The organism is uncultured Pseudomonas sp. (assembly GCF_943846705.1).
GTDB lineage: Bacteria > Pseudomonadota > Gammaproteobacteria > Pseudomonadales > Pseudomonadaceae > Aquipseudomonas.
In genome coordinates this window covers 1,007,459-1,019,682 of record NZ_OX044366.1, presented here as the reverse complement: position 1 = coordinate 1,019,682, position 12,224 = coordinate 1,007,459, and the positions used below count along the sequence as shown (strand labels likewise).

Annotated in this window: 15 protein-coding genes and 1 pseudogene; 4 read left to right on the top strand and 12 right to left on the bottom strand. The window is 62.3% G+C overall.

Annotation, left to right across the window (positions count from 1 at the left end; translation table 11 throughout):
- Window positions 1–186: 186 nt before the first annotated feature.
- Genes Q0V31_RS04970 through Q0V31_RS04945 form a run of 6 tightly spaced genes read right to left on the bottom strand, consistent with a single transcriptional unit; the run spans window position 187 to window position 4,761 of the window.
- Window positions 187–882 carry an HAD-IA family hydrolase gene (locus Q0V31_RS04970; RefSeq protein WP_298185107.1) on the bottom strand — a complete coding sequence of 232 codons (696 nt, stop codon included), beginning with the start codon at window positions 880–882 and terminating at the stop codon, window positions 187–189.
- Complete coding sequence (xerC, locus tag Q0V31_RS04965) at window positions 879–1,775, bottom strand: tyrosine recombinase XerC (RefSeq protein ID WP_298185105.1); 897 nt, start codon at window positions 1,773–1,775, stop codon at window positions 879–881. The genes Q0V31_RS04970 and xerC overlap by 4 nt, the downstream gene beginning before the upstream one ends.
- Window positions 1,776–1,807: 32 nt before the next feature.
- Complete coding sequence (locus Q0V31_RS04960) at window positions 1,808–2,506, bottom strand: DUF484 family protein (RefSeq protein WP_298185101.1); 699 nt, start codon at window positions 2,504–2,506, stop codon at window positions 1,808–1,810.
- Window positions 2,503–3,333, bottom strand: a complete 831-nt coding sequence (dapF, locus tag Q0V31_RS04955; protein WP_298185097.1) for a diaminopimelate epimerase — start codon at window positions 3,331–3,333, stop codon at window positions 2,503–2,505. The genes Q0V31_RS04960 and dapF overlap by 4 nt, the downstream gene beginning before the upstream one ends.
- Window positions 3,334–3,345: 12 nt before the next feature.
- The gene (gene lysA / locus Q0V31_RS04950) at window positions 3,346–4,599 is read right to left on the bottom strand and encodes a diaminopimelate decarboxylase (RefSeq protein ID WP_298185094.1); all 1,254 of its coding nucleotides are present in this window, start codon (window positions 4,597–4,599) and stop codon (window positions 3,346–3,348) included.
- A 9-nt stretch (window positions 4,600–4,608) separates the two neighbouring features.
- The gene (locus Q0V31_RS04945) at window positions 4,609–4,761 is read right to left on the bottom strand and encodes a lipoprotein (RefSeq protein WP_298185092.1); all 153 of its coding nucleotides are present in this window, start codon (window positions 4,759–4,761) and stop codon (window positions 4,609–4,611) included.
- Between the two features lie 232 nt (window positions 4,762–4,993).
- Between Q0V31_RS04945 and Q0V31_RS04940 the strand changes: the two are divergent.
- The 4 genes and pseudogenes from Q0V31_RS04940 to rnk all read left to right on the top strand — a co-directional run.
- Window positions 4,994–5,134: pseudogene (locus Q0V31_RS04940) on the top strand (AraC family transcriptional regulator); the annotation flags it as partial.
- A 104-nt stretch (window positions 5,135–5,238) separates the two neighbouring features.
- Window positions 5,239–5,571, top strand: coding sequence for an iron donor protein CyaY (gene cyaY, locus Q0V31_RS04935; RefSeq protein WP_298185089.1), 333 nt, complete (start codon window positions 5,239–5,241; stop codon window positions 5,569–5,571).
- Window positions 5,552–5,758, top strand: a complete 207-nt coding sequence (locus tag Q0V31_RS04930; RefSeq protein WP_298185087.1) for a DUF1289 domain-containing protein — start codon at window positions 5,552–5,554, stop codon at window positions 5,756–5,758. The genes cyaY and Q0V31_RS04930 overlap by 20 nt, the downstream gene beginning before the upstream one ends.
- A 117-nt stretch (window positions 5,759–5,875) precedes the next feature.
- Entirely contained in the window at window positions 5,876–6,286 is a 411-nt protein-coding gene (gene rnk / locus Q0V31_RS04925; protein WP_298185085.1) for a nucleoside diphosphate kinase regulator, read from the top strand.
- 9 nt (window positions 6,287–6,295) lie between these two features.
- Here the strand turns inward: rnk and Q0V31_RS04920 are convergent, their stop codons facing one another.
- From Q0V31_RS04920 to Q0V31_RS04895, 6 genes are all read right to left on the bottom strand, one after another.
- Window positions 6,296–9,151 carry a class I adenylate cyclase gene (locus tag Q0V31_RS04920; RefSeq protein ID WP_298185082.1) on the bottom strand — a complete coding sequence of 952 codons (2,856 nt, stop codon included), beginning with the start codon at window positions 9,149–9,151 and terminating at the stop codon, window positions 6,296–6,298.
- 126 nt (window positions 9,152–9,277) lie between these two features.
- Complete coding sequence (locus Q0V31_RS04915; RefSeq protein WP_298185079.1) at window positions 9,278–9,523, bottom strand: TIGR02647 family protein; 246 nt, start codon at window positions 9,521–9,523, stop codon at window positions 9,278–9,280.
- A 175-nt stretch (window positions 9,524–9,698) separates the two neighbouring features.
- On the bottom strand, window positions 9,699–9,968 hold the full coding sequence (locus tag Q0V31_RS04910) for a hypothetical protein (RefSeq protein WP_298185074.1): 270 nt from the start codon (window positions 9,966–9,968) through the stop codon (window positions 9,699–9,701).
- A gap of 24 nt (window positions 9,969–9,992) precedes the next feature.
- Window positions 9,993–10,472 (bottom strand): GNAT family N-acetyltransferase, encoded by a 480-nt coding sequence (locus Q0V31_RS04905; RefSeq protein WP_298185070.1) that lies wholly within the window; start codon window positions 10,470–10,472, stop codon window positions 9,993–9,995.
- A 229-nt stretch (window positions 10,473–10,701) separates the two neighbouring features.
- Window positions 10,702–11,136 carry a GFA family protein gene (locus Q0V31_RS04900; RefSeq protein ID WP_298185068.1) on the bottom strand — a complete coding sequence of 145 codons (435 nt, stop codon included), beginning with the start codon at window positions 11,134–11,136 and terminating at the stop codon, window positions 10,702–10,704.
- A 52-nt stretch (window positions 11,137–11,188) separates the two neighbouring features.
- Entirely contained in the window at window positions 11,189–12,130 is a 942-nt protein-coding gene (locus tag Q0V31_RS04895; RefSeq protein WP_298185065.1) for a carbon-nitrogen hydrolase family protein, read from the bottom strand.
- Between the last annotated feature and the right edge of the window lie 94 nt (window positions 12,131–12,224).

Sequence of the window (12,224 nt, the reverse complement as noted above, 5' to 3'; positions counted from 1 at the left end):
GCTCGGATCGTAGGATGGGTTAGCCGCCGTGGCGATATTTGGCAATGTGGCATTTGGGGCGTAACCCTTCACTGCTGCGTGCCTGCCGGCATGCTGTGGGGTTACGCGGCAGCAGAGTCTGTGAGGTGCGCGGGATGGCGTTGGCCGCTAACCCAGCCTACGCCTGACGCCCTATAGGCTCGCCGTTCAGCTCCAGCTGTGCAGCAGTGCGGGCAGTTCGGCCAGGCTGCGAACCTGCCCATCCGGCAGATTATCGGCCTCCCAGGTTTTGCCCTGAGGGTTGAACCAGATGGCGCGCAGCCCGGCAGCCTGAGCCCCGGCGATGTCATCGCTGGGATGGTCGCCGATATGCACCGCGTGCTCGGCGGCAATACCGGCGCGTTTCAGCGCTTCGGTAAAGGGTTTCGGGTCGGGCTTGCCGACGCCCAGTTCCTCGGCGCACAGGGCGAACTGGAAGTAGTCCGCCAGACCGAGGCGGCGCACATCGGCATTACCGTTGGTGATCACCCCGAGTTGGAAACGATTGGCCAGTGCCTCGAGTGTGGGATGCACTTCGGCGAACAGTTCGACCTGATGACGCGCCGCGAGGAATATCTGAAAGCCGGCCTCGGCCAGCACCTGCGCGTCGCTGTGCGGGTAGCCTGCGTCTGTCAGGGCATGCAGGAGGATACGCCGACGCAGCTCGCTGAGGCGATGCTTGAGCATTGGTTCGGCCTGCAGCAGGCCGGCGCGAATCGACCACAGGTGCTCCACCGGCACTGCGCCGAGGCGCGGTGCGTGCAGGGTCAGCCAGTTGCGCAGCGCCGCCTCGGCGTCCTGCATCACCGGGGTGACATCCCACAGGGTGTCGTCGAGGTCGAAGGTGATTAGCTGAATAGTCATTCTGTGCCGCCTTTGCGTTTAGCCCTGGGGTGAGCCTGGTCATAGACGGTGGCCAGGTGCTGGAAATCCAGGTGGGTGTAAACCTGGGTGGTGGCGATGTCGGCGTGGCCGAGCAGTTCTTGCACGGCGCGCAAGTCCTGCGACGACTCGAGCATATGACTGGCGAAGCTATGGCGCAGCATATGCGGGTGCAAGTGCTGGCCCAGTTCGCGCACGCCGGCCTGGCGTACCCGCAGCTGCACCGCGCGCGGGCCGATACGGCGGCCCTGCTGGCTGATAAACACCGCGCCGTCGGCAGGCTTCGCCAGGGCGCGTAATGGCAGCCATTGCTCCATGGCCTGACGTGCCATCCGGCCGATGGGCAGCTCGCGGGTCTTGTTGCCCTTGCCCGTCACCCGCAGCAACCCGGCGGGCAGGTCGAGGCCGTCGAGGTTCAGGCTGACCAGTTCCGACAGGCGCAAGCCGGATGAATAAAACAGCTCAAGCATGGCCTGGTCGCGGCGGGCGATAAAGTCGTCTTCCAGCGCGCCATCAAGCAGTTGCGCGGTGCGGTCGGCGTCCAGGGTTTTCGGCAGGCGGCGCTCGCCCTTGGGCGGCATCAAGCCGCTGGCGGGATCACTCTGGCAGTGGCCTTCGCGGATCAGGTAGCGGTACAAGCCGCGAGTGGCTGACAGCAGGCGTGCCAGGCTGCGGCTGGACTGGCCTTGCATGTGCAGGCGGCCGACCATACGCCGCAGGTGCGCGCTGTCGAGCGCGCTCCAGCGGTCAATTTGTTCAAGCGTGCACAGCGCCAGCAGCTTGCTCAGGTCGTGGCGGTAGCCGATCAAAGTATGCGAGGACAGCTGGCGCTCACTGCGCAGGTGCTCGAGGTAGGCGTCCAAGAGGTCTTGCATGCAAGCTCCCTGCGGTGCGCTCGTTGCGCGGCTTAGCGTACCGAGCGCAAGGGGGTGGCGAAACCGGGTAAAACCCGCGCCAGGACTTCGGCGATATAGCCGAGGAACAGGGTGCCCAGCGAGCTTTTGTAATGCTGTGGATCGCTGCTGCCAATTGCCAGCACACCGTGCAGGCCTTGATCGGAGATGCTGACCACTGCTGCCGAACCGACCTGTTTGGCGTTTTTGCTGCCGAACAGGAAGTTCAGTTCATGCTCACGCAGCACGCCGCAGATGGTCTTGCCGCCGGCCAGCAGGCCGCCGATGGCCTGATGCGCTTCGGCGCTGCTGACGGAGCGGCCCACGGGCAGCGGCGCGTCACTGAACAGGATCAGGCTGACAAAGGGCACCTGAAACTCACTGCGCAGGCTGTCTTCCACGCAGCTGACCACCTCTTCCAGGCTGTTGGCATCGAGCAGATCAAGCACCAGGCGGCGGGTTTTGTCGAACAGGCGGTCGTTGTCGCGGGCCACGTCCATGAGTTGTGAGAGGCGATGGCGCATTTCGATATTGCGCTCGCGCAGCAGTTTTACCTGGCGCTCAACCAGCGACACGGTATCGCCGCGCTGGTGCGGAATACGCAGTTCGGGGATCAACTCGTCGTGGTCGATAAAGAATTCCGGATGCAGGCGCAGGTAGGCGGCAACTGTTTCCGAATCCAATGGCTTGGGTAAATCCTGCTTGTCGGTCATAAACGGACCTGTCCTTCGTAAACACGAACGGCGGGGCCGGTCATCATAACGGGCTGGCCTGGGCCTGCCCATTCAATGCTCAGCTTGCCGCCGGGCAATTCGATCTGCACCGGAGAGTCCATCCAGCCTTGGCTGATCGCCGCTACTGCCGCCGCACAGGCGCCGGTGCCGCAGGCCTGGGTCTCGCCGGCACCGCGTTCCCATACACGCAGCTTGGCGCGTTGGCGGTCGACTACTTGCAGGAAGCCGACATTGACCCGCTGCGGGAAGCGCGGGTGGTGTTCCAGCTTCGGCCCCAGGCAATGCACCGGGGCGCTGTCGACGCTGTCGACCCGCAGCACGGCATGCGGGTTGCCCATGGACACGGCCGCCAGTTCAACCTGTTGCTCGTCCACCGCCACGCGATAGCTCAACGCCTGCTGTTCGGCCTGGAACGGAATATCGGCAGGCACCAGGCGCGGTGCGCCCATGTTGACGCTGATCTGCCCATCGCTGCGCACGTCCAGCTCGATGATGCCGCCCTTGGTTTCCACGCGTATCTGCTTCTTCACCGTCAGGCGTTTGTCCAGCACGAAGCGCGCGAAGCAGCGTGCACCGTTACCGCACTGCTCTACTTCAGAGCCGTCGGCATTGAAGATGCGGTAGCGGAAGTCCACGTCCGGGTTGCTCGGCGGCTCGACCAGCAACAACTGATCGAAGCCGACGCCGGTGTGGCGGTCGCCCCACTGCTTGGCGTTTTTCGGCTGAATGTGCGCGTGCTGGCTGACCAGGTCGAGGACCATAAAGTCGTTGCCGAGGCCGTGCATCTTGGTAAAGCGCAATAACATGAGCGTGTCCTTTTAGCTCGCGGGCGGCAGGCTGCTTTCGCCTGCAAAAAGCTCGCTGAGCGTCTCGCGACGACGCACTTCGAAGGCCTGTTCGCCATCCACCATCACCTCGGCGGCGCGGCCGCGGGTGTTGTAGTTGGAACTCATGACAAAGCCATAAGCACCGGCCGAGCGCACCGCCAGCAAATCGCCTTCAATCAGGGCCAGATCGCGGTTCTTGGCGAGGAAATCGCCGGTTTCGCAAATCGGCCCGACGATGTCGTAATTGCGGGTGGCGGCATCGCGCGGTTGCACCGGCACCACGTCCATCCAGGCTTGATACAGTGCCGGACGGATCAGGTCGTTCATCGCCGCATCGACGATGGCGAAGTCCTTGTGCTCGGTGTGCTTGAGGTACTCGACCTGGGTCAGCAGGACACCGGCGTTGGCCACAATCGAACGGCCCGGTTCAAACACCAGCTTCAGGTCACGCCCGGCAATGCGCTCACGCACCGCCTTGATATAGTCGCCGGCCAGTGGTGGTTGTTCATCGCGGTACTGCACGCCGAGGCCGCCACCCAAGTCCAGATGCTTGATCTGGATGCCTTGGCCGGCCAGGTTGTCGATCAGAGCGAGCAAGCGCTCCAGGGCGTCGAGGAACGGCGGCAGCGTGGTCAGCTGCGAGCCGATATGGCAATCAACACCGACCACCTGCAGGTTCGGCAAGGCCGCTGCGCGGGCATAGACCGCAGGTGCATGCTCGATATCGATGCCGAACTTGTTTTCTTTCAGCCCGGTGGAAATGTACGGGTGGGTGCCCGCATCGACGTCCGGGTTGACCCGCAGCGAAATTGCCGCGGTCTTGCCCAGCTCAGCGGCGACAACCTGTAGGCGTTCCAGCTCGTCAGTGGATTCGACGTTAAAGCAATGCACGCCCACTGCCAGGGCGCGGCGCATATCGTCGCGGCTCTTGCCCACACCGGAGAAGACGATCTTGCTCGGCTCACCGCCGGCGGCTAGCACCCGTTCCAGTTCGCCGCGCGAGACGATGTCGAAGCCGGCGCCGAGGCGTGCCAGGACATTCAAAACGCCGATATTGGAGTTGGCTTTGACCGCAAAACACACCAGATGCGGCATGCCCTGCAAGGCATCGGCATAGGCGCGGTACTGCGCTTCGATATGTGCACGCGAATAGACATAAGTCGGCGTGCCGAAGCGTTGGGCGATGGCGGACAACGCCACCCCTTCCGCGAACAGCGCACCGTCGCGGTAGTTGAAGGCGTTCATGCGCTGTCCTTATTCGGTCTGGGCAGGTTCGGCTGCGGGTTCGGCCTGGGCCGGCGCGGGCTGGCTTTCTTCTGGCAGGAACAGCGGGCCTTTCTGGCCGCAGCCAGCGAGCAGGGTGCTGAGAGCAACCACGGTGAAGAGGGCAGTAAACAACCGCTTCATGATGAAATCCCTATAAAAAGCATAATGCGCTGGAGTATACCGAGGCCCCGACGCCTTGCCTATGCGCTGGGTTTCCCGTCTGGCGGGGCCTGCCTGTATCTTTGGTGCAGGCGCCAGCAGCGCAGATCAGGCGACTGGATGGGCACGCTCGCAGCGCTAAACCCTTGGTTTCAATCGCCGGCCTACAGGGTTTGCTCGATTACTTGGGGCGATAACGTGCTCGATGACGCGCCTGCAGCAAATCGCCGGGCGTTTGCTGCTGAGTCCGCGTACCCTGCAGCGGCGTTTGCCCGAAGCCGGGTTATGCTTTTGCCCGTTGCTGGGTGAACTACGCCCGCAACGGGTGCTGTATGGTCGGCGTGATCCGGCGTTGAACCGGGCAATGCACCGGTGAGTATCAGCCGTCAGCTGAACAAACATTTATCACCACAGCCCAAGACTGTTGCAGTCGCTGAACTTTTTTTGAGGTACGTCGCAATGAGTTTGACCGAAGCCCGCTTTCACGATCTGGTCGATGCCACCCAGCAGGCGGTGGAAGATATTTTCGATGACTGCGACCTGGACCTTGATCTGGAAAACTCGGCCGGAGTGCTGACCGTACGATTCGAGAACGGCACTCAGCTGATCTTCAGTCGCCAGGAGCCATTGCGCCAACTCTGGCTGGCGGCCCGTTCCGGTGGTTTTCATTTTGATTACGACCAGGCCAGCGAGCGCTGGATGTGCGACAGCAGCGACGAGCAGCTGGGTGAAATGCTCGCGCGCATCACCCTCGAGCAATCCGGTGCCGACCTTGAGTTCGAAGAGCTCTGAGGCGGTGGGCGAGCCGATTGACTCGCCCTGCCGTCGCCAGTGCTGCCTGGATGATCAGGATATCTGCCTGGGGTGCGGGCGTACGCTGCAGGACATTCTGGACTGGAGTAAAGCCGACCAGCCGCGCCAGCGCGCGATTTGTGCGGCGGCCGAGGTGCGCCTGCAACAGCGTGACGATAACCCTTGACCGGGTGGTCTTGTTTATTTAGGTAGCTGTGGTACGGTCAGCAAAATCTTGCAAAACCCCGTCTTCGTGATGGGGTTTTGCTTTTTTCACCATCCGTAAAGGGGACATACCCGCACCATGACCAGCCCATCTTCGCTCATCATCACCCGTCTTGATCTGCAGCGCTTGGAGCATTTGCTCGACAGTCTCGATGACTTCGGCCCCAATGCCGTGGCGTTGCAGGCCGAACTCGACCGTGCCGATGTGGTGGGGCATGACGAGGTGCCGGCCGGGGTGGTGACCATGAATTCGCGCGTGCATTGCCGCGAAGAAAGCAGTGGCAAGGATTACCACCTGACCCTGGTCTATCCGCAGGATGCCCGCAGTGAAGGCAGTGTTTCGATCCTCGCGCCGGTCGGCACGGCCCTGCTCGGTCTGTCCGTCGGTCAACATATTGACTGGGTCGCGCCCAGCGGCAAAGTGCTCAAGCTGACACTGTTGGCGGTGGAATATCAGCCGGAAGCTGCCGGCGAATACAGCCGCGGCTGAGTCGTGCGCTCAGGCTTTTTGCAGCGCCTGATTCAGCGCCGCCTCAAGGCGGCTCTTGTAACGCAGGTAATGCACGCTCTGCATATGCCCTTCGCCGAGTACCGCCGACAGGTCTAAGTCGGTGATATAGCAGGGGTAGCGCGCGCTATCGCGGCGTTGCGCGAGGATGTGTTGGGCGACGGCGGCGAACAGATCGCCAGCGTATTCCAGTTCAGAAAACTCTCGGTGATTACAGTACAAGGTGACGTGCGAGCGTCGGCCATCGCCGGGTTCGACGATGGCCTGCACGTCATAAAACGGGTGGCTGATCGGTGACAGCGGCGGCGAGCGGCGTTCCAAACTCTGCGCGCGCAGCGGTGCATCCGGCAGCACTTGGTAGTAGATAATCTCCAGCGGCTGGTGCGCCGGCAGGTTATCCAGCGGCAGCAGGGCATTGCGCCGGTACAGCACTGATTGCAGAAAGCGTTGCAGTGGGGTGAGCAAGCTCTGCTCATCACGGTACGGCAGTTGTTGGCGCCACAGCGCGTTGTGTTCGTCGAGCACCGTCAGCTCGGCCTGCTCGCTGGCTTCGTTCAGTCGGTAGAACACTTGGATGCACTGCGGCCGGCCGAGCGGCAGGATCAGCGCCAGGTCCTCACCTTGCAGAGCGCTTCGATCCAGATGTAAATCACTGTAGCCGGGCAGCTCTGCGCCCAGGTGTTCGATTAGCGTGGGCAGGTCTTTCAGGCTGGTGTGGCTGACGTGCCCGGGCTTTAGTTCAAGCAGGTGGTACTGCTGCTTGATCTGCAGCAGGTAGCGATTGGCCTGTTTGCTGCTGAAGCTGCCGAGGGTTTCGCGGAACAGTTCCTCGACCCGCTCAGCAATCGCCGTGGCGCGGTTGCGGCAAAAGCAGCGCACCCGCAGGTTAGGTTTACGGCCGTTGGCGGGGAGGTTGTTGAGGAAGTCGCGCAGGCAGTCGAGCAGTGCAGTGGGGCCGTCATAGCGGGTCACCAGCACTTCGTTCCAGCTGTTCAGGGTGACCTGGTCGAGGGTCAGAATCAGGTTCTCGCGCACCCCGGAATAACCCAGGGCATCGGTGCGCTCGCTGGTCATGTGCATGTTCATCTGGCTGAACTGCTTAAGCGGATCGATGCCGACGTTGACCAGTAACAGCACCTCGCTGGGGATGCTGGCGCTGAGCAAGGCGCTTTCGTCGATTGCCGGCAGTGGCAAGGGGATCGCCTGCTGCAGACTACTGAGCAGGTTGGACAGTTCAAACTCGCTGAGGTCGCTGCTGCCAGGGTGCAGCGACAGGCGTGTGCTGCTGTCGATCACGCCATTGCGCTGGCACCACGCGAGCAGCTCGATCAGCTCGCGTGAGCGCTTGAGCGGTGAGAAATCGGCCAGCTCTTGTGCGTTGACGTTGCCGCTGTAGAGGGCCCAGAGGGTTTCGTTGGGATCATCCGGGCTGGGGCTCTGGGCCAGGGTTAGGGTGTCTTCGGCGAGGTCGGGGGCGATGCCGGGGTTAATAAATTCGATCTTGCCGGCCTTGCGCTCGAATGCCGCGTACAGGCGGCGGCCGAGGATACCGAGGTCGCGACTGTTGAGCGAACTGCCCACGGCGGCGTTACGCGCGAACGCCGACAGAAAGCGATAGCTGTAGGTCAGTTCATTGACCAGCATGCGCCGCTCCACGCTGACCTGGCGGACCTTCCACTGGCTACGGCTGTCGAGCATGGCCAGCTGGCGACTGTCCCAGTTCCAGTCATGGGTCAGGCGCTCCAGCAGCAGGCGTTGCCAGCTCTTGCGGTTGTGGCGCGGCGGCCGGCTGAGCTTTTTATCGACCTTGAGGTACAGGCAGCGGCGGATCAGCTCTAGGCGTTCGTGTTCGCCACGGCCGAGCAAGTATTCCTCTAAACGACGATACACCACGATATAGGGGTCGAGCTCATCGACATCCAGGCGGTTGGCGAACACGGCCTGCTTGAAGCGCAGCGACAGGCACTCGACCTTGGGGTGTTCGCTGGCGTAAACCTCGGTCAGCAGCAGCTTGAGCACCGACTTGTAGGGCGACTCGATGCCCTTGAACAGCTGCCACATGCCCGCGCCGATAAACTCTTCCGGCGGGATGCGCGCCAGGTGCCCGAGGTCGATGACGTCCTCGCTGCGGACAAAGCGCTTGGCCAGCAGGGTGCTGGTGTAGTGCTGATAACGCTGTTCTTCATACACGGGGACCAACCACCACAGCGGAGTGCGCCCGCCGAGCCAGATCGCAGTGCGGTAGAACTCGTCGAGCAGCAAGTAGTGCTGGGTGGTGCCGCAATCGTCCGAGGTCAGTTGCGATTCGCGCTCGCCGAGGATGAAGCGTGCGGGGTTGATCAGAAAAAAATGCGCCTCGGCACCCAGGGTTGCCGCCCAGCTTTCCAGCAGTGCGCATTTCTTATGCAGCTCATGCAGCTGTTGCGGGCTGAGGTCGCTGGCGTGGCACACCCAGAGGTCCATGTCGCTCTGCTCGGCCTGCGCGACGGTGCCCAGGCTGCCCATCAGAAACAGGCCGTGGATAGGCAGCTGATCTTGGCTGCGGTAAGGCTTGTAGGTGAATGAGCGCGTCAGGCGCTGCACCTCGGCCAGCAGTTCGTCATCCGGGGTGAAGCCGCTGAGGCCGGCCGGGGTTAGCCCGGAGACGTAGCCAGGGAGCAGCGGATGATTGACGTGGAACAACAGCGGCAGCAGTTTCAGTACCAGCTGCTGGCGCGTCGACAGCGCCTGCATGGCACGTTGCAGGCGGCCCTGGTTGAGAGTGAGGAAGCGCGCGCGCAGCTGCGTGAGTACCTTGCGGTCGATACCGTCATCAATGTCCGGGCGAATTTCCTCGGTGCGACTCATGCTCAGGCTCTGCGGGGCTATACGTGATCATGCCTGGCCAGGTGCTGGCGGACGGCTGTGGATACAGGGTTGTCGCCTGCGTCGCGGGCCGCGTGAACGTGCCGCTACAACGCAGGCTGGGGCGGGTTAGGCGGCTTCGGTTACGTTGAGAATGGTCAGTAGGGTTTGTGCGTGTTGCGCTGCATCCAGGCCAAGGCTGGTCAGGTAGCCACCATCGGCTTGGCTGATCAGGCCTTTGTCATGCAGGCGGATCGCGGCGGCAATCGCCGAGGGGCTGGCCGTGTGGTGAACCTTGATGCCTTCCTGGGTGGTGCCCAGGTTGAACAGTGCGAGGATTTCCAATTCGGCAATCAGTTCGGGGGTAAAGGCCATAAGTACTCCAGCTTCATGTTTTAGTGAGCTGCGGCCGGCGGCTGCAGCACCCGCTGCGGTAAATCGGCTGAAACAAGGCAGCCTGCCATGGCAGTGTAGTGAAGCGCCGCACAGTCTGCTGTGGCTTGATGCTGCCAGAACTCGGCAGGCAGTGGGGTAAAAATCTGCGGACTTTTTACGGTGCCTGTTCCGGCAGCTCGGGCAAGGCGCGCAGGCCTTGCTCGTAGCGGGCGAGGTCGAAGGCGCGGTCATCGCGCAGCATCACCTCGATTTCATCGGCCAGTACCAGCGCCATCAGCTCGATGATCGCTTCGCGCTCGTAGCCGACCAGCGTCAGTTTGTTCAGCACGGCCTGGACGAAGGCCGGTTCGCCGGCTTCGAGCTGGTTTTCAATGGCCTGAATCAGGGTGTCCTCGGCAAAGGCCTCGTCGTCTTGCTCGCTCATGTACTACTCCGGAAGGTGGCTGCTTCAGCCCTGGGCAAAGTCCAGCAGGGCTTGGCCAGTAAGGCGGTAGGTGGTCCATTCGTCTTGGGGTTTGGCGCCGAATGATTCATAGAACTCGATAGCGGGCGTGTTCCAGTCCAGTACTGCCCACTCCAGACGGCCACAACCTTTGCTCACGGCCAGTTGTGCTAGGTGCCGGAGCAATGCCTTGCCAGCGCCGATCTTGCGGTGAGCGGAGTGGACGTAGAGGTCTTCGAGGTAGATGCCGTGTTTGCCTAGCCAGGTCGAGTAGCTGAAAAAGTACACGGCATAACCAATCGCTACGCCATCGGCTTCGCAAATCAGCCCATGCGAAGTACTGTCAGGGCCGAACAGGCTCGCTTCTATGCCGGCTACGTCGGTTTTTACCTCGTGTTCGGCTTTTTCGTAGATGGCCAGGTCGGTGATAAAACCCAGGATTAGGGCCGCGTCTGCGACTGTGGCGGGACGGATGTGCAGGGGCATGTGGAGCTCGCAGCAAGGGCTAGTTCAGCCGTAGAAAAATGCCAGCGTAACTAGAGCTAGGGCAATCAGGCAAAGAAAACCGCACGCAGTGATCCCGCAGGCGTCTGGGGCTTCCGGGTCGCTGGCCGTTAAAAAGAGTCGCGGCTAGCGACCGAGGCCGAGCAGGCACACTGCAAGCCCGCCCGTGCCCCGGCCATCGAGCACCGAGGATGATGCGCGCGTGGCGGTATTACTCGGCTAGGTTGATGCCCGATCCGCCCATCTCCTTGGGCACGTCCTGCCACTTGGGCAGGCCGTCGGTGATCCGCAGCATGGCCTCTTGGTAGTGCACATGCAGCTCTGGGCTGAAGGTGAGTTGCGGCAGCAGCGCGGCATACACATCGATCAGATCCATGCCCGGATGTTCGGTGAACAGGTGGCCGCCGCAGCGCTGGCACCATTGGCGCTTGCTCTGCGCGGTCTTGTTGTAGTGGCCGATATGTTCTGCACCCTGGGTTATCTCGAGCGCCTGTGGTGGCCAGAGGGTGAAAGCATTAACCGGTCCGGCGGACCACTGGCGGCATGACTCACAATGGCAATAGCCCATGGCGGCCGGCTCGCCACTGACGGTGAAGCGCACTGCGCCGCAAAAGCACTGGCCCTGATAGCTAGGTTGGCTGTTCATGAGTGTTCTCCTCTCATTGGCCAGGCGCAGTGCGTCTGGCCCTGGCTGGGTTTTATTGATCAATAAAGTGCGCCGCTTCCAAGGGTGCGCGCCGCACGTGCAGGTCGAAGATGTCCGGGCGTGCGTAGTGGCCGCACACGTCCAGGGCTCGGCGTGCCGGGGCTACCCGGCTGCTGTCGATCTGCGCGTAGAGAATGCCGCTCTCGCGGTGCAGGGGGCCGGCGACGCTGTGGCCTTGAGGGTCGATGACCACTGAGTCGCCGTCGTTGATCCATTCGTCTGCCTCGGGAAACAGTTGCGCACGTCCTGGCAGGCCCTTGGGAATATCGCTGCCGCGCAGCACGGTACCGCTGCCGAGCACCCAGCAGCGGCCTTCGAGGGCGATGTGGCGCAGTGTTGCCAACCAGCCCTCGCCGCTGTCATAGGTGGGCGCCACATAGACCTGTACGCCTTCGGCATACAGGGCGTAACGCGCCAGTGGCATGTAGCTCTCCCAACAGATCAGCGTGCCGAGGCGGCCGACTGGGGTGTCGAGCGTACGCAGGCCAGAGGCGTCGCCCAAACCATGCACCATGCGTTCGGGGTTGGTCGGCATTAGCTTGCGATGGCGATTGAGCAGCGCACCGTCCGCAGCGATCACTACCACGCTGTTGTAGAGAGTGCCGCCACCTCGGCTGCTGTCGCACTCGTTGAGGCCGCACACGATGGTCACAGCGTGGTGGCGGGCGGCTTGCTGCAAGGGGGCCAGATCGCCGCGGGCGATATCCACTGCGTTGGCCAGCAACTGTTCGTGCAGCTGGCCCATCAGTGCGCCGTCCTTGCCGGCCGCCAGGCGCCAAATCCACGATGGGTAGCCGGGAATGAATTGTTCCGGCAGCACCACCAATTCGGCACCTGCGGCGGCGGCCTCGGCTACCGATTCCACTGCCCTGACCAGGGTCGCCTGGCGATCGAGCAATACCGATGGACGCTGAATGATTGCAATCATGCTCATGGTCGTTCTCCTCATTGCGGTGAACTCATGAGTCTCAGCCTGCGCCTGGTTTAATCGCGCAACTAGTCCAGAATCTGAAGTGTTCCTACGCGGA

Bases quoted from the DNA above. Each gene is read 5' to 3' on its own strand.
- Q0V31_RS04915 (WP_298185079.1), bottom strand. From the start codon at position 9,523: ATGGCCTTTACCCCCGAACTGATTGCCGAATTGGAAATCCTCGCACTG.
- xerC (WP_298185105.1), bottom strand. From the start codon at position 1,775: ATGCAAGACCTCTTGGACGCCTACCTCGAGCACCTGCGCAGTGAGCGC.
- Q0V31_RS04895 (WP_298185065.1), bottom strand. From the start codon at position 12,130: ATGAGCATGATTGCAATCATTCAGCGTCCATCGGTATTGCTCGATCGC.
- Q0V31_RS04900 (WP_298185068.1), bottom strand. From the start codon at position 11,136: ATGAACAGCCAACCTAGCTATCAGGGCCAGTGCTTTTGCGGCGCAGTG.
- Q0V31_RS04910 (WP_298185074.1), bottom strand. From the start codon at position 9,968: ATGAGCGAGCAAGACGACGAGGCCTTTGCCGAGGACACCCTGATTCAG.
- Q0V31_RS04920 (WP_298185082.1), bottom strand. From the start codon at position 9,151: ATGAGTCGCACCGAGGAAATTCGCCCGGACATTGATGACGGTATCGAC.
- Q0V31_RS04970 (WP_298185107.1), bottom strand. From the start codon at position 882: ATGACTATTCAGCTAATCACCTTCGACCTCGACGACACCCTGTGGGAT.
- Q0V31_RS04960 (WP_298185101.1), bottom strand. From the start codon at position 2,506: ATGACCGACAAGCAGGATTTACCCAAGCCATTGGATTCGGAAACAGTT.
- rnk (WP_298185085.1), top strand. From the start codon at position 5,876: ATGACCAGCCCATCTTCGCTCATCATCACCCGTCTTGATCTGCAGCGC.
- cyaY (WP_298185089.1), top strand. From the start codon at position 5,239: ATGAGTTTGACCGAAGCCCGCTTTCACGATCTGGTCGATGCCACCCAG.
- Q0V31_RS04945 (WP_298185092.1), bottom strand. From the start codon at position 4,761: ATGAAGCGGTTGTTTACTGCCCTCTTCACCGTGGTTGCTCTCAGCACC.
- dapF (WP_298185097.1), bottom strand. From the start codon at position 3,333: ATGTTATTGCGCTTTACCAAGATGCACGGCCTCGGCAACGACTTTATG.
- Q0V31_RS04905 (WP_298185070.1), bottom strand. From the start codon at position 10,472: ATGCCCCTGCACATCCGTCCCGCCACAGTCGCAGACGCGGCCCTAATC.
- lysA (WP_298185094.1), bottom strand. From the start codon at position 4,599: ATGAACGCCTTCAACTACCGCGACGGTGCGCTGTTCGCGGAAGGGGTG.